20 protein-coding genes, 1 pseudogene and 1 riboswitch are annotated in these 22,814 nt (G+C 34.7%); of the genes and pseudogenes, 1 reads left to right on the top strand and 20 read right to left on the bottom strand.

The genetic code is table 11. The features are described 5' to 3' along the window. Window positions 1-41 precede the first annotated feature (41 nt). From dnaK to AT726_RS00515, 8 genes and pseudogenes are all read right to left on the bottom strand, one after another. On the bottom strand, window positions 42-1,850 hold the full coding sequence (gene dnaK, locus AT726_RS00480) for a molecular chaperone DnaK (RefSeq protein WP_055244835.1): 1,809 nt from the start codon (window positions 1,848-1,850) through the stop codon (window positions 42-44). Between the two features lie 25 nt (window positions 1,851-1,875). Then, entirely contained in the window at window positions 1,876-2,433 is a 558-nt protein-coding gene (grpE, locus tag AT726_RS00485) for a nucleotide exchange factor GrpE (protein WP_068758796.1), read from the bottom strand. Window positions 2,434-2,445: 12 nt separating this feature from the next. Beyond that, entirely contained in the window at window positions 2,446-3,468 is a 1,023-nt protein-coding gene (hrcA, locus tag AT726_RS00490) for a heat-inducible transcriptional repressor HrcA (RefSeq protein ID WP_068758797.1), read from the bottom strand. Between the two features lie 207 nt (window positions 3,469-3,675). Further along, window positions 3,676-3,990: a thioredoxin gene (gene trxA, locus AT726_RS00495; protein ID WP_055244841.1), complete on the bottom strand. Its 315-nt coding sequence runs from the start codon at window positions 3,988-3,990 to the stop codon at window positions 3,676-3,678. 204 nt (window positions 3,991-4,194) lie between these two features. After that, window positions 4,195-4,950, bottom strand: a pseudogene (locus tag AT726_RS00500) (amino acid ABC transporter ATP-binding protein). Between the two features lie 5 nt (window positions 4,951-4,955). Continuing rightward, on the bottom strand, window positions 4,956-5,705 hold the full coding sequence (locus AT726_RS00505; RefSeq protein WP_068759744.1) for an amino acid ABC transporter permease: 750 nt from the start codon (window positions 5,703-5,705) through the stop codon (window positions 4,956-4,958). A 13-nt stretch (window positions 5,706-5,718) separates the two neighbouring features. Continuing rightward, window positions 5,719-6,528: a transporter substrate-binding domain-containing protein gene (locus AT726_RS00510; protein ID WP_068758798.1), complete on the bottom strand. Its 810-nt coding sequence runs from the start codon at window positions 6,526-6,528 to the stop codon at window positions 5,719-5,721. Between the two features lie 79 nt (window positions 6,529-6,607). Continuing rightward, window positions 6,608-6,774, bottom strand: a riboswitch (Lysine riboswitch). Between the two features lie 133 nt (window positions 6,775-6,907). Next, window positions 6,908-9,253 (bottom strand): endonuclease MutS2, encoded by a 2,346-nt coding sequence (locus tag AT726_RS00515; RefSeq protein ID WP_068758799.1) that lies wholly within the window; start codon window positions 9,251-9,253, stop codon window positions 6,908-6,910. Between the two features lie 315 nt (window positions 9,254-9,568). On the opposite strand from AT726_RS00515, the gene rnhC reads away from it, so the two are divergent. Continuing rightward, window positions 9,569-10,486, top strand: coding sequence for a ribonuclease HIII (rnhC, locus tag AT726_RS00520; protein WP_068758800.1), 918 nt, complete (start codon window positions 9,569-9,571; stop codon window positions 10,484-10,486). Between the two features lie 268 nt (window positions 10,487-10,754). On the opposite strand, the gene AT726_RS00525 is transcribed toward rnhC, so the two are convergent. The 12 genes from AT726_RS00525 to AT726_RS00575 form a co-directional block, all read right to left on the bottom strand. Next, on the bottom strand, window positions 10,755-12,035 hold the full coding sequence (locus AT726_RS00525; RefSeq protein ID WP_055275026.1) for a rhomboid family intramembrane serine protease: 1,281 nt from the start codon (window positions 12,033-12,035) through the stop codon (window positions 10,755-10,757). Window positions 12,036-12,052: 17 nt separating this feature from the next. Beyond that, window positions 12,053-12,967: an RluA family pseudouridine synthase gene (locus AT726_RS00530; protein WP_055243170.1), complete on the bottom strand. Its 915-nt coding sequence runs from the start codon at window positions 12,965-12,967 to the stop codon at window positions 12,053-12,055. Between the two features lie 115 nt (window positions 12,968-13,082). Further along, a complete protein-coding gene (gene lspA / locus AT726_RS00535; RefSeq protein WP_055243171.1) occupies window positions 13,083-13,550 on the bottom strand; it encodes a signal peptidase II in 468 nt (155 codons plus the stop codon). A gap of 280 nt (window positions 13,551-13,830) precedes the next feature. Next, window positions 13,831-15,054, bottom strand: a complete 1,224-nt coding sequence (locus AT726_RS00540; RefSeq protein WP_201023060.1) for an IS256 family transposase — start codon at window positions 15,052-15,054, stop codon at window positions 13,831-13,833. A 516-nt stretch (window positions 15,055-15,570) separates the two neighbouring features. Further along, window positions 15,571-16,047 carry a deoxycytidylate deaminase gene (locus AT726_RS00545; RefSeq protein WP_055243172.1) on the bottom strand — a complete coding sequence of 159 codons (477 nt, stop codon included), beginning with the start codon at window positions 16,045-16,047 and terminating at the stop codon, window positions 15,571-15,573. 36 nt (window positions 16,048-16,083) lie between these two features. Then, on the bottom strand, window positions 16,084-17,043 hold the full coding sequence (locus AT726_RS00550; protein ID WP_055243173.1) for a DUF4097 family beta strand repeat-containing protein: 960 nt from the start codon (window positions 17,041-17,043) through the stop codon (window positions 16,084-16,086). Between the two features lie 300 nt (window positions 17,044-17,343). After that, window positions 17,344-17,511 (bottom strand): hypothetical protein, encoded by a 168-nt coding sequence (locus AT726_RS12780; protein ID WP_156343911.1) that lies wholly within the window; start codon window positions 17,509-17,511, stop codon window positions 17,344-17,346. 230 nt (window positions 17,512-17,741) lie between these two features. Further along, on the bottom strand, window positions 17,742-20,477 hold the full coding sequence (ileS, locus tag AT726_RS00555) for an isoleucine--tRNA ligase (protein ID WP_068758801.1): 2,736 nt from the start codon (window positions 20,475-20,477) through the stop codon (window positions 17,742-17,744). Window positions 20,478-20,810: 333 nt separating this feature from the next. Next, window positions 20,811-21,227, bottom strand: a complete 417-nt coding sequence (locus tag AT726_RS00560) for a DivIVA domain-containing protein (RefSeq protein WP_055243175.1) — start codon at window positions 21,225-21,227, stop codon at window positions 20,811-20,813. A gap of 15 nt (window positions 21,228-21,242) precedes the next feature. Continuing rightward, window positions 21,243-22,013 (bottom strand): YlmH family RNA-binding protein, encoded by a 771-nt coding sequence (locus AT726_RS00565; protein WP_055243176.1) that lies wholly within the window; start codon window positions 22,011-22,013, stop codon window positions 21,243-21,245. Continuing rightward, a complete protein-coding gene (locus AT726_RS00570; RefSeq protein ID WP_055243177.1) occupies window positions 22,010-22,264 on the bottom strand; it encodes a YggT family protein in 255 nt (84 codons plus the stop codon). Before AT726_RS00570 ends, AT726_RS00565 begins: the two co-directional genes overlap by 4 nt. Before the next feature lie 5 nt (window positions 22,265-22,269). Then, window positions 22,270-22,770, bottom strand: coding sequence for a cell division protein SepF (locus AT726_RS00575; protein WP_055243178.1), 501 nt, complete (start codon window positions 22,768-22,770; stop codon window positions 22,270-22,272). Window positions 22,771-22,814: the final 44 nt, after the last annotated feature.

The raw sequence follows: 22,814 nt of genomic DNA on the forward strand, positions 1-22,814 counted from the left end.
AAAGTCAAAGTCATAGTAGACTTTGACTTTTTACTTTTTTATTATACTTCTTTATATTCAGCGTCTACTACTGAATCGTCACCTGATTCTGCTCCACCTTGAGCGGCTTGCCCAGCTTCAGCTGCTTTTGAATAAACTTTAACTGCTAATTCTTGAGCCACTTTTTCAAGTTCTTCTTTTTTCGCTTTAATTTCATCTACATTTCCTTCGCTTAATGCTTTTTCTAATGCTTCAACACCAGATTCAACATTTGCTTTTTCTTCTGCAGTTACTTCATCCCCTAATTCAGTCACTGATTTTTTAGCTGCGAAGATTAATTGTTCTGCTTCATTGCGAAGTTCTGCTTGCTCTTTGCGTTTAGCATCTGCATCTGCATTTTCTTCAGCTTCACGTACCATGCGATCGATTTCTTCGTCAGTTAATCCTGATCCTGAAGTGATTGTGATACGTTGCTCTTTTTGTGTTCCTAAATCTTTTGCCTTAACATTTACAATACCATTTGCATCGATATCGAATGTTACTTCGATTTGAGGGATTCCGCGTGGTGCTGGTGGGATATCTCCTAATTGGAAGCGTCCTAATGTTTTATTATCGCTTGCCATTGGACGTTCACCTTGTAAAACATGAATATCTACTGCTGGTTGGTTATCTGCTGCAGTTGAGAATACTTGTGATTTTGAAGTTGGGATTGTTGTGTTACGAGGGATTAATACTGTCATAACTTGTCCCATTGTTTCGATACCTAATGATAATGGAGTTACGTCTAATAATAAGATGTCTTTAACGTCACCTTGTAACACTCCACCTTGAATTGCAGCACCCATTGCTACTACTTCATCTGGGTTTACTCCTTTATTAGGTTCTTTTCCTAATTCATTTTTAATCGCTGCTTGAACTGCTGGGATACGAGTTGATCCACCAACTAATAATACTTGATCTAAGTCATTAGCTGTCATTTTTGCATCTTTTAATGCTTGACGAACTGGTCCCATTGTACGTTCTACTAATGGTGCAGTCATCGCATCAAATTGTGCACGAGATAATGTTTTTTCTAAGTGTAAAGGACCTGTGGCATTCATTGAGATAAATGGTAATGAAATTTGGACTGAAGTTACCCCTGATAAGTCTTTTTTCGCTTTTTCAGCTGCATCTTTTAAACGTTGCATTGCCATTTTATCTGCTGATAAATCAACACCAGTTTCTGATTTGAACTCTTTAACTAACCAATCAATAATCACTTGGTCGAAGTCATCTCCACCTAAGCGGTTATCTCCTGCTGTAGCTAATACTTCGAATGTTCCATCTGCTAAATCTAAGATAGATACGTCGAATGTTCCTCCACCTAAATCATATACTAAGATAATTTGTTCTTTATCCGTTTTATCTAATCCGTATGCTAATGCAGCCGCAGTTGGCTCATTAATAATACGTTTTACATCTAAACCAGCGATACGTCCAGCATCTTTTGTCGCTTGACGCTCAGCATCATTAAAGTAAGCAGGTACCGTAATAACAGCTTCTGTTACTGGTTCACCTAAGTAAGCTTCAGCAGTCGCTTTTAAGTTTTGTAAAATAATTGCTGAAATTTCTTGTGGTGTATATTCTTTCCCTTCAACTGTCACTTTGTGGTTTGTTCCCATATGACGTTTGATTGACATAATTGTATTTGGGTTCGTAATTGCCTGACGTTTAGCCACATCACCAACTTGACGTTCTTCACCTTTAAATGAAACAACAGATGGTGTTGTACGAGCTCCTTCTGGATTAGCAATAACCTTTGCCTCTCCACCTTCCATTACAGAAACACATGAGTTTGTTGTTCCTAAGTCGATACCGATAATTTTACCCATAGAGATTCATCCTCCTTAATCTATATTATTCGCTAACTTTTACCATTGATGGTCGGATCACACGATCCTTTAGCTTATATCCTTTTTGTAACTCTTGTAATACCATTCCTGATTCTACACCTTCTACAGCTTCTTGCATCACTGCTTGGTGTACTGTTGGATCAAAAGCGACACCCTCTGCTTCGATTACTTCTACTCCTTCTTGTTTAAGAGCATCTACTAATTGAGCATGGATCATTTTAAATCCTGTTAAAAATGTTTTGGTATTTTCATCTTCAACCGTACTTGATAATGCACGTTCGAAGTTATCAATTGCTGGAATAATATTTGTTACAATTGATTGCGAACGATACTTTACTTCACGTGCACGTTCTTCATTCATACGACGCTTGAAGTTTTCAAGCTCTGCCGCATTACGTAGCAATTGATCTTTTAACTCTTCAATTTGCTGCTTTAAACTTTCAGTTTCAGAGATTGTTTCAGCTGTTTCTGTTGCTTCACACTCTTCTTGGCAGCACGTTGATTCTACAGCTTCCACATTTTCTTCATTTAATTCCTCAACTGATTGGGCATCCTTATTCAATCGTCCCACCTCCTATTTATATAAATCAGACATGATTCGAGCAACTTGTTCAAGAAGTGGAATAATTTTACGATACTCCATTCGGGTCGGACCTAGTACCGCAATTTTACCAAATTCATGATCACTAATCTGATAAGGAACTGTAATTAGCGTACAATTCTCCATCGCTTTAATCTCATTCTCTTGTCCAATTTTAACCGTTAATTGATGGCCGTCTTCCTCGGCTTCTATTACTTTAACAATTTCATCAGCTTCAATCATATTAAATAAATGATACGCTTTATCTAAATCGTTAAATTCAGGTTGTTTTAAAATATTTGACTTCCCACTCAAAATATAATTTTGTTGATTTAATGACTGGGTTAAAAGTTGTAGCATCGCATACATAATTTCTTCTTTATAAGAAATAAAATCATGTAATTGATGTTCAAAACTTTCTGTCAATTTTTCATGAACATGTCCAATGTATTCTCCTACTAATAACTCATTGAGTGCTTTGATAATGCTTTCCATTCTAGTCATATCAATATTAGTTGGAAGAGTAATTGTTCGACTTTCTACATGGCCTTGATCTGTAATCAAAACAAACACCGCTTGACGTTCTGAGATTGGAACAAGTTGAATTTTTTTCACTCGACTATAATCTCTAGAAGGTCCAAGTAAAATCGATGTGTAGTTAGTCAAACTCGATAAGAGCTTCACAGCTTCTTTAATCGTTGTTTCACGTTCAAATTGTTTTTGATCTAACAATTGTCTAAATATTCCTACTTCTGGTGTTGTCTCCATCGGTTCTTGATTTACGATGAAATCTACATAATAGCGATAGCCTTTTTGACTTGGCACGCGACCACTCGATGTATGAGTTTTTTCAATAAATCCCAAATCCTCTAAATCTGCCATATCATTACGAATGGTTGCAGCAGAGAAGTTTAATTCCTCTTTTTTAGAAAGGATTCGCGAACCAACTGGTTGTGCAGTTTGTATGAACTCTTCTACAATTGCCTTTAAAACTAATATTTGACGTTCTGTTAGCAATGTAAACACCTCTTTTAGCACTCATTAACCCTAAGTGCTAATACCATTATATAAAACTCTATTAGCACTGTCAACACTATAGTGCTAATTTTTTTGTTTTTTATCTTTATTATACAAACTCAAATCAGACGTTTTCGAGATAGACGATGGCTGATAATAAAACAAAAGAAGGTACAATGCATAGTGTACCCTCTTTTTAAAATTTCATTATTTATTTGCTTCAATTAATGATAATAATGAGGCTTTAGGTTGGAAACCTACTGTTTGTTGAACTGCTTGTCCATCTTTGAATAAAATTAATGTTGGAATTGACATTACTTTATATTCAGCTGCAACTGCTGGACAGTTATCTACGTTTACTTTAACAATTTTTGCTGTTCCTTCTAACTCTGTTGCTAATTCATCTAAAACTGGTGCAATCATTTTACATGGTCCACACCAATCAGCATAGAAGTCAACTAATACTAATCCACTTGCGATTTCTTGAGCAAATGATTCTTCTGTTGCATGAATGACTGACATGTTCATTCCTCCTTTTATACCCTTTTTCTATACTTTAGTATAGCACATTTCCATGAAATTACAAATAATTTGCACTTTCCCCCATATTATCTCACATTTATCAGAATGTATCCACAAGAGCATGAACTAAAATTTTCAAAAACATGAATTTTATAGATCGTTTCATCATAACTGTCATTAAAAAATATGAACTGAATAACTCTCCTAAAGGCTCTTAGATAAATAACGATGTAAGAATTCTTTTGTACGCTCTTGCGTTGGATTGATGAAGATTTGCTCAGGTGTGCCTTCTTCAGCAATAACCCCTTTATCCATAAAGACCACACGATCACTAACCTCTTTTGCAAACCCCATTTCATGTGTTACCACAATCATCGTTAATCCTTCATCCGCTAACTGTTTCATGACATCTAAGATACCACCAACCATCTCTGGATCGAGTGCACTAGTTGGTTCATCAAACAATAACACTTCTGGATCCATACAAAGGGCTCGCGCAATGGCAACACGTTGCTTTTGTCCTCCTGATAGTTGTGCACTACTACAGTTTGCAAATTACTCCATTCCAACTTTTTTTAAATAAAACATCGCTTTTTCTTTCGCTTCTTCTTTACTTCGTTTTAAAATTTTAGTTTGACCAATCATACAATTTTCCAAAACCGTCTTGTTTTGAAATAAATTAAAGCTTTGAAATACCATTCCCACTTTTGTTCGATGATGATTAATATTAATATTTCCCTTTAAAATATCTTTTCCATGATATAAAATTTCTCCACTATCTGGATTCTCTAATAAATTAATACAACGTAAAAGGGTTGATTTTCCGCTTCCACTTGATCCAATAATTGTAATAACTTCTCCTTTTTTTACATGAAACTCAATGTTATTTAAAACTTCTAAATTCCCAAAATGTTTTTTCAAACGATGGATTTCAATAATATGATTCGCTTCCACTATGATCCTCCTTAGTCAAGCATATTAGGTACAGTTTGTGACGCTGGAAAAGATGTTTTAGGCAGATTCATTCTTTTCTCAATAAATCGCAAAATTTGCGCCGTAATCGTTGTCAACACTAAATAAATCAAACAAGTAATAAAAAATGTTTCTGAATATAACATCGCACTACCAGCTACTGATCGTGATTGAAAGAAAACTTCAATCACCCCAATGACATTTAGCATCGAACTATCTTTGATATTAACGATAAATTCATTTCCGATAGATGGGAATGAATTTTTGATGGCCTGTGGTAAAATAATGTACCTCATGGTTTGCGAGCTCGTCATTCCAATACTACGTGCAGCTTCAATTTGCCCCTTATCAATGGATTGAATCCCAGAACGAATAATCTCCGCCATATAAGCACCCGTATTCACAGAAATAATTACAATCCCTGCTGTCATCGCATCCCACCCAAGGACAGGTCTTAAGGCATAATATAAAAACATTGCTTGCACCATCATCGGCGTTCCTCTAAAGAACCACACATACAACCCCACAATCCAATGTAATACTTTTTTTATAGCCTTAACTCCCATCGAATCACGAGGTTCGATGGCAATGGCACGAATCCCTCCTAAAACAAGACCAATAACTAATCCAAATATTGTTCCCAATAAGGCTAATAATAATGTAATTTTAATCCCATACCAAAATAAATTAAAATTATTTGTAAATAAATCAAAAGCTTTCTCAAAAAAATCAACTTGAAACATCATAAACACCCTCTTACTCTCCTGTTGGCGCTGTTTCGCGTGCAGCATTCATCCATTCCTGACGTGTCGCTTCAGAAATTTGATCTAAAGCAGCTTGTACGTTATTAAAGAAATCTGATCCGCGGCTTCCTTCTTTTAACCCAATTGATACAGATGTATCTACATCAAATCCTTCCCCATCAGCAAAATGAATAATTGTTAAACTTGGATTCGCTTGGACAACTCCTTCGGCAACTGGTAATTCAGCTGTGATTCCATCAGACTCTCCTGCTAATAATGTTTGAACTAATTCAGGATAGCTTGAACGTGGCGTTAAATGATTAACATCTTTGATTTGATCAATGATTTCATCATAATTTGTATTCATTTGTCCGATGACATTAGCTCCACTAAAGTCATTAATTGAAGTGGCATCCACATAGTTTCCATCTTTTTTAACTATCATGACCATTTCAGATTCAAAGTATGGTGTTGTAAAGTCAATTCCTTGTTCACGCTCTTCATTCGCTGTCATCCCTGCAATAATGGCATGAATTTCCCCTGATTGAAGTGCTGGCTGTAATCCATCCCAATCTAATTTTTTAACGACTAATTCTTTCCCCAGCGTATCTGCAATTTGTGAGGCCACTCGTATATCATAACCATCACATAATCCCGCTCCACCAATTGAAACAGCTGTTTCCGTTTCCTTATCTGTTTGCCAGTTAAATGGAGCATAATTACACTCCATTCCTACAATAAATTGATCCTCTGAATTTGTTCCGTTTGCTCCACACCCAACTAACAACGAACCTAATGCTAAAACTCCAATAAATTTTTTCATATCAATTTTTCTCCCCTTTTGATTTTCTTCAACAAAAAAAGTCGTGCTATTAAACACGACTTACCTTTTTAAAGTCCGCTTGATTAATAGCTCCTCTTCATTTCTGAAGGAGTGTTACAGGTATTCCCTGCAACCCCAAGCTAGGCATCTGCCAATGCTAGCTTTCGGCGATGATTACCTTTCCTATCTTTCACTGTCTGCCGACTCCAGATAATACTCTGATGCACCGCTACCTCTATACGATTTTTCTTGTCTAAATGTAATATACCACTTTTTAACATAAACCTCAAGTATTTATAGGAAATTTTTGGATTATTTTATAAAGTAACTTCATAATCTGGTACGAAAAAAGACATAGGGTACCCTATGTCTTTAATTATTATTTTAACTCAACCACAGTTGCTCCTGTACCACCTTCACCAGCACCACCGAATCTAAATGAAGCAACATGTTTGTTTTTCTTTAAATATTTATGAACCCCTTGGCGAAGAGCTCCCGTTCCATGACCATGGATGATTGTCACGGTTTGATAGCCGGCTAACAATACTTCATCCATATATTTATCTAAACGTAACATTGCATCCTCGTAGCGTTCACCGCGTAAATCTAATTGAATGCCAACATTTGTGTTACGTTTATGAATCATTTTACCTTTGCCTGAATCTTTTTTCTTCACTGATTTACGTAAATATTCTAAATCGTCTTCTTTAATGTTTACTTTCATCATTCCAAGTTGAACCATCCAGTCACCATTTTTTGTTTTCTCAATGAGTTCTCCTTGACGATTTAATGAAAGTACCATGACTTCATCTCCTGCTTTTAGTGGAGCCTTATTACGTGCTTTACGTTTAAACTGCTCTGCTTGTTTGGCTTCTGATTTTTTAAGCGACGTTAGTTTTTCTGTTAGTTCATGATCTTTAATACTTAAGTCAGCCATTTTCTTTGCTTGACGTAAATCCGCTACAATTTGTTCTGCCTCTTCTTTTGCCTGACGGATATTTTCAAAAGCTTCCTTTTTAATCTCTTCTAAGACACGTTCTCGTTCAGCTTCAAACTTTGCAATCTTACGTTCATAATCAAGACGCATCGCTTCTACTTCTTGATTTTGTTTTTGTAATAATTGAATTTCATGATCTAATTCTAAACCACGATCTTCTAATTTCGTAATTAAATCAGTCATTTCCGTACGTTCTGTTTCAACGTACGCATGAGCTGTTGTTAAAATCGCTTCTTTTAACCCTAAACGTTTTGAAATTTCAAACGCGTTTGAACGACCTGGTACCCCAACTAATAAACGATAGGTTGGCGATAATGTTTCAATATTAAACTCCACTGACGCATTAATGACATCATCATTTTCATACGCATAAGCTTTTAACTCCGGATAATGAGAAGTCGCAATAGTTCTTGCACCACGAACCTTCACATAATCTAAAATAGAAATAGCTAAAGAAGCTCCTTCTTTTGGATCGGTCCCTGCCCCTAACTCATCAAATAAAATTAAGCTATTCACCGTTAAACGTTCCATGATTCGAACAATATTTGTCATATGTGATGAGAAAGTTGATAAACTTTGTTCAATGCTTTGCTCATCACCAATATCAGCAAATACATGATCAAAGATTGCTAATTGTGATGTTTCATGAGCTGGAATTAAAAGTCCAGCTTGTGCCATTAAAGTTAATAAACCAACCGTTTTTAAGGTAACAGTTTTTCCTCCTGTATTTGGACCTGTAATCACAATCGTTGTATATTCATCTCCTAATTCAATATCATTAGGAACAACGACTTTTTGATCAATGAGTGGATGGCGTGCGGCAACTAAACGGATGATTCCTTTTGTATTCATTTTTGGACGTGTTCCATTAATCAAACGTGCATATTTTCCTTTGGCAAACATGAAGTCGATTTCACCTAACACCTCTACGTTAACAGCCAACGCGTCAACGAATTTTTTCACTTCTTCCGTTAAAGCGCGTAAAATACGTTCAATTTCACGGCGCTCTTCCACGTGATACTCTTGTAATTTATTATTTAAATCAACAACTTCTTTTGGTTCAATAAAATAAGTATTTCCTGATGAGGATTGATCATGAACGGTTCCACCAAATGTATTTTTAGCTTCAGCACGAACAGGTACAACATAACGTTCATTTCGGATCGTAACAATCCCATCTGTTAATTTATTACGACGTTCTGAGACAACGTGATTTAATTTTTCTTTAATACGGGCTTCCGTACTTTGAATCGAACGACGAATATTTCTTAATTCAGATGAAGCACTATCTAAGATGTACCCAGTTTCATCAATACAATCATTAATTGCTGTCTGTAAACTATTTAATGAGACTAAACTATTCACTTGAGACGAGAAAATTGGCACGTCTACTTTAATTTCATTTAAACGTTCTGAAAAAGTTTTTAATTGTGAAACCGCGTATAATAAACGGCTAATCCCTAATAATTCTTGAGCACTTAACATTGCAGAAATTTTAGCTCGTTTAATGGCTTCTGTAATGTCTGTGACCCCACCTAATGGGGCTTCACCCAAGGCTAAAATAATTTTTAACGCTTCATCCGACTGATTTAACGAATACTCCACTTGTTTCTCATCAATGGATGGACTTAAATACTCCACTCGCTTTTGTCCGAGTGAACAAGCACATAATGAATCTACCGTTTGTTTAATTTTATTAAATTCTAATATTTGAATGGCCTGTTTCATTAATCTCACTCCAACTGCCTAAAAAATGCAAAAATTTTATCTTTAATATTTTAACACAAAACACTCTAAAAACCTAGTATTCTTCTCAAGACACAAGACGTTCTATCATAAAACAAATGACTCTCAACAAATAGAGACAATTTCTTATATTTTTCACACTTCAACACTATTTCAAGATCAAGCCACGTCAAATTTTCATTCCGACCATAAAAGTATGAACCTATAAAAATCCAACCGTTATTCTCTCATTTATAATAGGAAATTTTTTTATTTTCTGTTAAAATCATAATATCATGAAGAAGGGTTGGTGACGAGATGGCTTCAACAATTACACTTACAGTCTCTCAACAAATGTTAGAAAAAATGTATCAACACTATACAAATCAAATTATTAAAGTCCCAAATCATACATTATTCCAGGCGAAAACGACGCATTGTACCATCACAGCTTATTTAAGTAAAAAGGTTGTCTTTCAAGGAAAAGCACCTGAGGTAGAGGCTCAAAAGTGGCAAACGCCCCCTCAAGCAGCGAGTACTAAAGCTAAAACATCCAGCTCAAAACTTCCAGCGAATATCGCAAGTTTAAGTGCCATCGGTTGTGATGAAGTTGGAACCGGTGATTACTTTGGTCCACTTGTTGTTTGTTGTGCTTATGTCCCAGAAGAATTAATTTCTAAATTACAAGCGATGGGAATTAAAGATTCTAAAGCATTAAAAGATCCAGAAATTTGTCATCTGGCCGAACAAATCGAACCCCTTATTGCTCATCAAGTCCTCATTCTTCCAAATGAAAAATATAATACAATGATTGACAGAGGAATGAATGCTAACTCGATTAAAGCGTTCTTACATAATCAGGCGCTAATTAAATTAACAACCTCACTTCCTCACTATCCCTCATATTTGATTATGGATGAATTCGTGAACGAAAGAAAATATTTTGACTATTTAAAAGCATTACCCAAACAACCAACAATTATTAAAGAAAATCTCCATTTTATCCAAAAAGGAGAGTCAGTTCATGTTGCAGTCGCTGCTGCTTCAATTTTGGCTCGTGCATCATTTGTTAAATATATGAATATCATGAGTAAAAAGTTAAACTTTGATTTACCAAAAGGAGCTGGAAATCCAGTTGATGTAGCTGGACGTCGTTTTGTTCAACAATTTGGACCAGAAAAACTCAAAGAATTAACTAAATGGCACTTTGCAAATACGAATAAAATCTTAAAATAAAAATATATAAATCCCAATCAGTTTTCCAAAACATAAAAACTTTTAACAAGACTATAGGATATCTTGGTATAAAATATATTTCTATTCCTATATAGACTAATCTAATTAAAAAGTACCTTATGATATAGACCACGAAAAAAGCCTATACGATAAGGTACTTTTTGTTATACTACTTTTTAATTAGTACAGTCTTTTTATATTGTTGACAAAGGGCGGTAAATACGGGCACATATAAAAAGAGCTCACATCAAGTTGAGCTCTTTTAAAATTATTTTTTAAATAGTTCATTAAAATCTAACTGAAGAGTTTCTATAAATTGTTCAGCTTTTTCAAGTTGATCCGTTTGATAATAATAAGCAATCATAGCTCTATTATACAGCGTATAGTCTGTTTGTTTAGTAATTGCAGCACCACGATTAAATAATCCTACTAACAAGACAAGAATAGTGGCACCTGCTAATATCGTACGCGATAAGTAATATTTATGTTTGGGTAATCCGGTAATACTTGCAATTAAGAACCCTCCTAAAAAGCCTCCCAAATGTCCATAAAAATCAATATTAGGTTCTAAAAATATCCATATGACTGAGAATAATAAAATCGGTAGCACAAGAGTTCGAACAAAATGCATAAACATTTTACGACTTTCGATTCCAAGAAACAATAGCGCTCCAAGCAAGCCATAGGCAACGGTTGAAGCTCCAATGGATAATCCATCAATAAAGGCATAGCTGCATAAATTTCCAAAAATCGCAGATCCAATGATGATAACTAACATTCGCCACCATCCAAATACATGCTCAACCATTCTTCCAAATTGATAAATAAAGACAAGATTAAACAATAAATGCATTAAATCTAAATGTAAAAAAGCCGGTGTTATTAAACGATAATACTGTCCTGCTAAAATGAGTGGATTATACTTAGCACCATAATCAATCGCAACAGCAGCAAACCATTCATTAATCGGTTTAAACTGTAAAAAAGCAAAAATAGCAATTAAACACACAATAAATCCGTATGTAATAAATGATTTATTTTGAAACATTAGCATTTTTTTTACCTTCATTGCTTTTTCTTTCGTGGCTTGTTGCATGAGAGGGATTAACTCAATCATTGAACGTTCTAACTGTGCTTCTTTTAAATGTGGGAATAACTGTTGTAATTCCACATCTTGTTTTAAATCACTCGGCTGATTAACATGAACAATCTTAAGATACTTACGATGAGACTCTAGAAAACGTGAACTATATTGGTCTAAATTAAGGATAATGACATTTAATCTTCCCATTAAGTATCGACGACGAACACGTGAACGAACAGCATCTACCTGATTAAAGAATTGAGTGGCTTGATGTTCATTAAAGAGATTACGTTGATTGATATAAATCAATTGAACAGTTGGATGAGATAAGTTTTCTAACCAAATATCTCGTTCATTACCTACATAAACGTAATTTTCCTCAACTATGAGATAATTAATAATATTCATGGCAAGCTCACTTTGAATATCAATTCGTATTTCTTTCATCACACCTTGATTGCTCATGTTTAAATCACCTATACCTATCCTAAATTTTCAAGACTCTCAAGTGCCTCCTCAAAATATGAAGGAAGTGGCGTTGAGAATTCTAAATACTCCCCGGTCTTTGGATGATCAAATCCTAAAATTGCTGCATGTAAAAATTGACCATGCTCCCCACCAATTGTTTTGCGTGGACCATATTGTGGATCACCCGCTAATGGATATCCAATGTATTTCATATGGACACGAATTTGATGTGTACGCCCTGTTTCAAGACGACATTCAATTAAGGTAAAATCTTTAAAACGTCTTAACACTTTAAAGTGAGTGACTGCATGTTTTCCACCTTCAATAACTGTCATTTTCTTACGATCTTTTGGATCACGACCAATTGGTGCATCAATCGTTCCATTATCATGAGGAATAACACCATGTACAAGGGCAATATAACGACGAGTCACTGTTTTTTCCACTAATTGATTCACTAACGATTCATGAGCTAAATCATTTTTAGCTACCATTAATAATCCTGATGTATCTTTATCAATACGATGGACAATTCCAGGACGTAATACGCCATTAATTCCAGATAAATTTTTAGCTTGAGCCATTAAACCGTTAACTAATGTTCCACTCATGCTACCTGGTGCTGGATGTACGACCATTCCAGATGGTTTATTGACAACAATCACATAATCATCTTCATGAACAATGTCTAAATCCATTTCTTCAGGAACAACATCTAATGCTTCTGGTTCTGGAATAGTAATATCGATTTGATCGTTTAAACGACATTTATAATTTGCTTTTTCATTTTTTCCATTAATTAAAACTTGTTGATCTTTAATTAATTGTTGAATATATGAACGTGATAAATCGCTAAATAATTCACTTAACACTTTATCTAAACGCACACCTACTAATTCTTCTGGTACTAAGACTGTTTCTTGTTCCATAAACGCCCATCCTTTCACAAAGCAGAAAACTATTTAAGCATTTACTACTTATCTTGTTGCAATTTTATTTCTTTATGTCGATACACTGGTGTAGGAATAAATGAAGCTTTTAAATCTATGATTGTGAGTGACGTTTAATATCTAAAATGGCATCCACCGCCATTAAGAATACCCCAATACATAGGGCACTATCTGCAATATTAAAAATCGGGAAATCGTAACCAAAAATATACGTATTAATGAAGTCAACGACATGTTGATACATCACGCGGTCAATGAAGTTTCCTAATGCACCACCTAAAATTAATGATAAGGCAATCACTAGCAACTTTTCTTTTTTTATATCTAATTTTCTAATCCATAAGATAACCAAACCAATGACCACTAATGTCACAACATAAAAGAAAATCATTTTCCCTTGTAAGATTCCCCATGCTGCACCTTCATTTCGGTGAGAGGTGATATATAAAAAGTTATCAATCACTGAAATAGATTGACCTAGGGTCATGTATTTCACAACTAAAAATTTAGTTAATTGATCGACGATAATCGTCACAGCGACAATCGCTAAAACAAGCCACATTTATCTCACTACTCCTTTAGTATTCGTTTTATTTTGACATTTTAACATTATAACAAACAATTCTATTTTTGTATATAATATTTCCCTATTGTGGAAAGCACTTCTTAATACTTTTTCATCTCTCCTTATTCTTTTGATAAAAAGAACATCAATACATAAGTCTATTTTACTATTTTTGGAATAAATAATCACCTCTTTCTGATTCTTAAAATGGGTTTGGTACACATTCTATTTAGATTTCAGAGCCTGTCAAGTTAAGTGTGTAAACTATTTTTAAAATTTATAGGTAGGGTGTTAAACGATCTGGATATAAGATTAATAATTGATTTAATATTTGACTCCAGTTTGAGATTTGACGTTGCCACTTCTTAGTGAATTCCATGGTTTGTAGATAGATTAATTTCATCACAGATGTTTCATTTGGGAAAGCTCCTTTATTTTTCAGAACTTTTCTTAATTGACTATTATAGCTCTCAATAGCGTTTGTTGTATAAATCATTTTTCGTATTTCTTTCGGAAAATGAAAGAGTTGATAAACTTCTTCGATGTTATTTTCCCAAACCCTAACTGCTAAAGGTATCAGTGGATTCCATTTATCCTTAAAGGTCTTAAAGGCTTGTTCTGCTGCCGGTTGATTGATGGCTTGATAGATTTGTTTCAAGTCATAACAGAATGATTTTCTATCTTGATAAGAAACAAATTTTGTTGATTGACGGATTAAATGAACTAAACAACGTTGAACTAAGGCATGAGGAAAAACAGCTTGAATGGCTTGTTTAAAACCACTTAAACCATCGACACAAGCGATACAAATATCTTGCACTCCACGCGCTTTTAGTTCATCTAACAAACTCATCCAATAAGAGGCGCTCTCTGCTTCACCAATAGAGAGACTTAAGATGTCTTTACGGCCCTCCAAAGATACTCCTATGATGCAGTAAACAGCCTTATTCGAAGCACTTATTCCATCACGCACTTTGACATGAAGAGCATCTAAGTAGATGATAGGATACACCGCATCCAAAGGTCTCTGTTGCCACTCCTGAATGAGTGGGATGACTTTATCAGTCACAGCGGAAATGGTTTCATGAGAGGTTTCGAATCCATAAATTTCTTCTAACGTTTTAGAGATATCACGTGTCGATAATCCCTTAGCATAAAGAGATAGAATCTTATCTTCAATTCCAATCACATTCGTTTGACGCTTAGGAACAATTTGAGGTTGAAATGACCCCTCACGATCTCTTGGAGCCTGCACTGTTGTTTCTCCGAGTCGTGTCTGAATCGTTTTGGGTTTACGTCCATTTCTTGCATTTGAAGTTGATTTATTACGAAAATCATATCGACTGTAACCTAAGTGTTGGTCTAATTCTGCTTCAAGTGCTTGTTCGATAAAGCTACCAAACATATCTAATAAGGCAGCTTCAATATCACCAGCAGATTTAATTTCATATTCATCTTGAATGAGGTTAAATAATTGATTCATTGCAGCTTTTCTTGTCATAAATGATAAACTCCTTCGAAATTAGTTAACTTATTATGGTAACTATTCTAAGAGTTTACACACTTTATCTTACAACCTCAGATTTCAACTCTTATACAAACAAAGTATCTATCTACACCTTCCCCCCATCTTATTTTATAAGGATAATCATGATAAATATGAATTCACAGCTAAGCTGATACCATTCATTTGCTCTTTTCTATATCTTAATTATTAACTTTTTTTCAACTGTATGTTTTATCAATATCCTTCTTAAATAATGCAGTGACGATTCATGATTCTATCATTGCACTTTAATCATTGAAACTGCTATCATACGGTGAAAAATTAAGTTTACCTTTTAATCGGTCATAAAAAGATGAGTAAAGCTCTAATTTCATTAGTCAATATCCCCTTTATTATGCCATTCTTTTTTAGATTAATTTCCATAACCTTTATTAATCGTACCTTATTCAATGACTAATAAAAAAATAGCCACTAGTTTTCTAGTGGCATCAAAATCATGCTTTTAAAAAATTATTTCATTTCTGTTTCAACAGTAATTTTAACTTCTTTCATTTGACGGTACTTCACTCCCGCTGCATCTAGCATTCGCTTTGAAGCAAGGGTGCTATCAGTATGCGCATACTTATCACTCATATAAATAATTTCCTCAATTCCAGATTGAATAATATATTTTGCGCATTCATGACACGGGAATAATGAGACATATAATCGGCATTTTTTTAAACGAGTTGTACTATTTAAAATTGCATTTTGTTCTGCGTGAACCACATAGGGATATTTAGTTTCTAGAAACTCACCTTCACGTTCCCATGGGAATTCAACATCTGAACATCCGTGTGGAAATCCATTGTAACCAATCCCAACAATGCGATTATCTTCATTAACAATACATGCACCTACTTGTGTTTGAGGATCTTTACTTCTCATGGCTGAAAGTAATGCTATTCCCATAAAGTATTCATCCCAACTTAAATAATTTTCACGCATATAATCCACTCCTATATTGCTCTTAATGATTCATCTTTAATTATAACTGATATTTAAAATATTTGCTTGAATTTCATGATTTTTCTGTAGCCCTGAAAGTTTTAGCGATTGAATTTGATAGGTTGAATCTTCATTTACTAACTTAAAGCTTCCATTTAATTTGTCAACCGCAATCTCACTCAGGTAGATATTATACCCACTAAAGTCGCCATTGACCGTTGAAGTAGATAACCCACGACCTGAGATATCTGATAATAAGAAATCACCCTTCACCGTTTCAGCAATAAATCGGTCAGCCTTGACACGTTCAACGTCTAAGCTTCCATTGACAGTCTGTAAACATAAAACATTACTAACATTACTATCGGTTACAAAAATCTCTCCATTTACTACCGAAAGGTTTGCTTGAGTAAATGCTGAGTGAGAAATGGTTACATCACCGTTTACTGTTGAGGCTGCTAAATCTATCCCTGATAACTCAATCATTACATCACCGTTGATTGTTTCTAGGTTCACATCTACTGATTCTGTCGGTACTTTAATGACTACTTGTGCTTTCTGATAATTATTCCACCCAAACAACCAAAATCTAACTTGTTTTTTCTCTTTGATTTGTAGTTCTCTTCCATCAAAATCAATTCGATAACGCTCAGGAACCTTCGTCTCAATCGCTACTTCTATGTGATCGCCATCTGTTTTTTGCACCGTAACATCTGCATTCACTAAATCTGCCTCAATATCTAACTGAATACCTTGCCAAAAATATTGACTTTCATAAATAGATTGACCATCTAAGCCGGTCTCATACGTTAAATTTGAAGTGAACTTCTTATTGAAATCTAATTGGAATTCATGATTTGTAAACTCCTCTACTTCTGTGATTATACGATTCAAACTATCTGGCAATTTCGTGACCTCATAAATCATCAAAGTGATTAAACTTCCAACAAAAAGAATCACCGCTAACACAATTGAATAGATTAAATACTTTTTCATGAAATCTCCCCCCTATGTATTTAAAATGACGGATGAAGTAGCGTCCAAGGACATATAGTCCATAGAAAAGTGTAATTTGGGTATTAACCAATAATATACTAATACTCAACAGCAAAAAAATAATGACCACGTAAAGTGAATCAATAAAAATGATACGGTAAAAGCTTCATTCCCCCCAACAATGAATCCTAAACCAGCTCAATCTACTGAAAAAGCTACTATTAAAAATATTGCACTCAAGGTGATAAAAAGAACTTGTTCTAAGGTCGGCTTCCCATTACTTCTCTTAGCCTCATTCAATTAATTAATAGCTGCATTAACTCCTTTTTTGACATGATTAATCACTTGTTCTTGATTAAAATTGAACTTTGAATCATATCCAAGTGCTTGTTTAGCTTCTTTAGTCACGTCTTTAGGTGAACTTAAACGTTGTAAAATTTGATCTTCCATAGTTCCTTCAGCTAACATCTAAGAAATTTGCTCTCGATAATTATCTAAAATATCTTCTCAATCATCTTCTAATAGCTACTTTAAGTCTTTCTTGAGTGCTTCTAGCCAGTTTTGTTTTTCAATCATTTTACAATTTATTCATTTTAATCCTAATAACGTTTTTCACTTTCCTTTATAGAACTAAGTTTTATATAAAGAGATTTGATATAAAAAAAGACAATAACCTAAAGGTTATTGTCTAAAAATTACTATCCATTCACAACTTCTGAACAACGAGGACAAATTCCTTGTTCGTTCACATCAGTTACAACTAACCAGCAACGGTCACATGTGTGTCCTTCGGCTGCTTTAACGACAACAGCTAATCCATCGAATTTTAAGGCATTTTCAGGAGCTGCTCCTTCTTCAATCACTAACTCAGAAACGATGAAGATTTGTTTTAAGTCAGCTTGTAACGACTCAAGTAATTCTTTCGTTTGCGCATCTGGATATAAGTGTAATGAAGCAGTTAATGATTTACCGATAACTTTCTCATTACGAGCCTCTTCTAATGCTTTTAATACGTCATGACGAAGTGATAATAATTGATTCCATTTTACAGTCACTTCAGCCGCATTTGCATACTCTTTTACAGTCGGCATATCAGTTAAGTAAGCTGACACTTCTGTGCTTCCTGGGATATATGAATAAACTTCATCCGCTGTATGAGGAATAACTGGTGCTAATAAGCGAACCATATCTGATACATGGTGATATAATACTGTTTGAATAGAACGGCGAGCTTTACTATCTTCTGCATCGATATATAAAATATCTTTCGTGAAATCTAAGTAGAATGAACTTAAATCATTTGAGATATAGTTATTCACTGTTTTGAAGACATCATCGAAACGGTATTCTTCATAGGCAGCTTTTAATTCTGCTGTTAATTCATTTAAACGAACCATCATGAATTGATCAACTTCATTTAAGTCTTCATAAGCCATTAAATCTGTTTCTGGATTAAATCCATGTAAGTTTCCTAATAAGAAACGGAATGTATTACGTATTTTACGGTAGCTTTCAGATACTTGTTTAATTAAGTCTTCTGAAATACGAACGTCTGCTTGGTAATCAACTGAAGCCACCCATAAACGAACGATATCTGCTCCGTAAATGTTGATTAATTTTAATGGATCGATAACATTCCCGATTGATTTAGACATTTTACGTCCTTGTCCATCTAAAACGAATCCGTGACTTACGACTGTTTTATATGGTGCACGCCCTGTCATCGCAACTCCTGTTGATAATGAAGAGTTGAACCATCCACGATATTGATCAGATCCTTCTAAGTATAAATCTGCTGGGTATGGTAATCCACGTTCAACTAATACTCCGTGGTGAGATGACCCTGAATCGAACCATACATCCATGATATCCATTTCCTTACGGAATTTACCATTTGGACTACCTGGGTGAGTGAATCCCGCTGGCAATAATTCTTCAGCTTCTAATTCAAACCAAATATTTGATCCTTTTTCACGGAATAAGTCAGCCACATGATTGATTACTGCTTCATCTAAGATAGCTTCTCCATCTTCAGCATAGAAGACTGGAATTGGAACTCCCCAAACACGTTGACGAGAAATACACCAGTCCGCACGATCTTTAATCATGTTTCCTAAACGAACTTCTCCCCAAGCCGGTAGCCAGTTCACTTCTTTGATTTGTTCCATCATTTGATCTTTTAATGCTTCAATTGAAGCAAACCATTGCTCAGTCGCACGGAAGATGATTGGTTTTTTCGTACGCCAGTCATGTGGATATGAGTGAGTGATGAATTTTAATCCAAGTAATGCACCATTCTCTTCTAATTTTTGACCAACAGCTTTGTTAGCATCTTCGTAGTATAATCCTTCGAACTCTAACGCTTCTTTTGTCATATATCCACGATGATCAACTGGGCATAAGACTTCTAAGTTATATTTACGTCCAACATTGAAGTCGTCTTCCCCGTGTCCTGGGGCTGTATGAACTAAACCTGTTCCAGCTTCAAGTGTGACGTGATCTCCTAAAATTAATAATGATTCACGGTCAAAGATAGGGTGTTTAGCTGTCATATATTCAAAATCAGAACCTTTATGAGTTGCAACCACTTCATAGTTTTCCCATCCGAACTCTTCCGCTAATTGTTTCACTAACTCTTTAGCAACAATGAATTTACGATCGTTAACAGCAACTGTCGCATACTCTAAATCTGCGTTCACACAGATTCCTAAGTTTCCTGGAATTGTCCAAGGTGTCGTTGTCCAGATAACGAACTCTTCATCTCCTGATAAAATACCTTTTCCATCTTGTACTTTAAATGCCACATAAATTGATGGAGATTTTTTATCATGATATTCGATTTCTGCTTCAGCTAATGCTGTTTCAGAAGATGGTGACCAATAGATTGGTTTTAACCCTTTGTAGATTAAACCGTCTTTAACCATTTTACCGAAGACTTTGATTTGCTCAGCTTCAAATTCTTTTTGTAATGTGATATATGGATTTTCCCAATCACCTAATACCCCTAAACGTTTGAATTGCGCTTTTTGTCCTTCAACTTGTTCTAAAGCATATTGCTTACATAATTCACGGAATTCAGCAATTGTTTTTTCTTTACGATTAACTTTTTTATTATTTGTTAAAGCTTGCTCGATTGGAAGTCCGTGTGTATCCCAACCTGGAATATATGGAGAATAGAATCCATTCATATTTTTATAACGAACAACAAAGTCTTTTAAAATTTTGTTTAATGCATGTCCCATATGAATATTTCCATTAGCATATGGAGGTCCATCATGTAAAACGAAAGGCGTTTTATCTTTATTTTTATCTAATACTCGTTGATAGACATTTTCGTCATACCACTTTTGCTCAATTTGTGGTTCACGATTTGGAAGGTTTCCACGCATTGGGAAATCTGTTTTAGGCATTAATAAAGTTTCTTTTAATTCCATCGTACGATCGCTCCTTTTTTATATTCCTCATATAGTTTGCGAAAATAAAAAAGAACTTTTCATCACATAAGGACGAAAAGTTCCGTGGTACCACCTTAATTCGCAGTAGAAATCAAAAAGCTACTGCCTCAAACTATTTATCGCATAGTATACGTCATGCTTTTTATCACATGAAAGCTCCTGGTTGATTCTATACTACTCTTTTTATCGGCCTTTCACCGTCACCGACTCGCTAGAAAAAAGTTGATAATATAGCATGGTCCACTCTTCGCTAATATTTACTATATTTGTTTATCATTTTAAAGAATTCAGCTAAAAAAATCAATAGATTTTTTAACTTTTTCCAAAACAATTTCGAATATCATCAACTTTTGTATTTAGGAAATCGATTAATTCATCTTTAATTTGTAGTTGTTGTTGCTCAAACAGTGCTGTTTCCTCCATGATCTTCTCTACATCACAAATGGCTTGCTCAATCATGACCTTAGAAATTTTTTCTGTTTCTTGAATGATTTTAATCGCATCGCGTTTGGCATGTGATTTCAATAATTCAATCTGTTCCAGTTCGGATTTCAAATGGGATTCAGAGTTTTCTTGCATAGTTTGCACTTCTTTTTTTAATGATTTATTTTGCTTTTCTAATGCTTCTATTTGTTCAATCAATAAACAAAAGACACGATAAAGTTCATCATCTGAAAACTTTCCCCACGATTTTTTCATCTGAGTCTTTAATATCTCTGCTGGCGTCATGTCTTCCCCCCCTAACTACACTGTTTTCCCAATAATAACTACAATTCTTCCACTCTTAGTGATTGATTTTTGTGCCAATAGTTTATATCGTCCATATCGTTTAATCGAGATAACATCACCAATTTTACACTGATATGAGTGATTTTGTTCTAATTTAAAATTAAGCTGGATATTTCCTTGCTTCATGTATTCAAACACTTCGGAACGTGAAGCCTTCATCAAGCTAGCCACCACAACATCAAGTCTCATCGAACTGATAATATATTCATTTTCTTCATATTGTTCTAGCTTTTCTAACCCTTTGATATCGACCTTCAGGAGTGAGATAGGATGTCGTCCCACCTTAGTGAAATACTGCATAATAAACGATGCAAACTCTTCACAAATAGCAACATAAATCTTCCCTGTCTCTAACACTAAAATATCACCGACCAACGCTCGGTCAATATTAAGTGCCGTTAGCGAGCCAAGAACTTGTCGATGTTCAATTGTCACTAGACGATGATGATACTGCACCTCATAACCAACCACTGTCTGATCAAACAACTCACCTGATAAATAAGCTGGGATAATAATGGCTCGTTTTCGTTCAGCATTTTTAAAGCCTCCCTCAAATCGAACCACTACATCCTCAAACTCATTCACCAATACTTGAACAACTTGCTGTTCACGTGGTGTTAAAAATTTTGTCTTTTTTATCTTATGACTATAATAAACTTGATGAATCCAGTCATTAACCTTCGTGACAAATTCATATTCGTGTTTATTAAAATGCTCGAGTCTCATAATAAGATATTAATTAATCCTTGCATAGCAAGATCTAACACGATAAATGCGATAATTGGTGAAAAGTCAATCATTCCAAGTGGAGGAATAATTTTTCTGAAAATTGACAAGTACGGCTCAACAAATCCACCAATGACACGCCCTAATTGTGTAGAACGACTTTCTGGAATCCAGCTCATTAAAATGTAAATAATCATTAAGAATTCATAAATTCTCAAAATAGCTGTAAATAATAATATGATTTGTGCCATATGTATTACTCCTCTATTTCTGGTTGTGTTTCGTTCATTGTCACTTGTCCTTCTGTTTCAACATTTTTTGGTGTACATAAGAATAAGTTTGTTCCAACGCGTTTAATATCTCCATCAATAGCATAGATTGTTCCACTTAAGAAGTCGACCACGCGTTTCGCTTGTGATTTTTCTAAGCGTTGTAAATTAATGAAAACCGGATAGTTTTCTTTTAAACAATCTGCAATATCTTGTGCATCTGAGTATTCATTTGGTTCACGAATAATCACTTTATTTAAATTGCTATCAAATTTTAGTTTATTTGTTTCTGTATTCATTGGCATCACAGTACTCTTTCCTTTATTTATCGTTTGATTTGCTGGATTTGATACAACTGTTAAATCTGGTTTAGGGGCTGGCGTTGGCTTTACCACTTCAGGCTCTTCGAACTCTTCTTCGAAGTCATCCATCTCATATTCCTCTTCATCTATTCCCATCATTGTTTTAAGCTTATCTTTAAAACTCATCTTCTTCTCCTCCTATAACTAATTCTCTTTATGTGCTGAATATA

Source organism: Turicibacter sp. H121, from assembly GCF_001543345.1.
Taxonomy (GTDB): Bacteria; Bacillota_I; Bacilli_A; order MOL361; family Turicibacteraceae; genus Turicibacter; species Turicibacter bilis.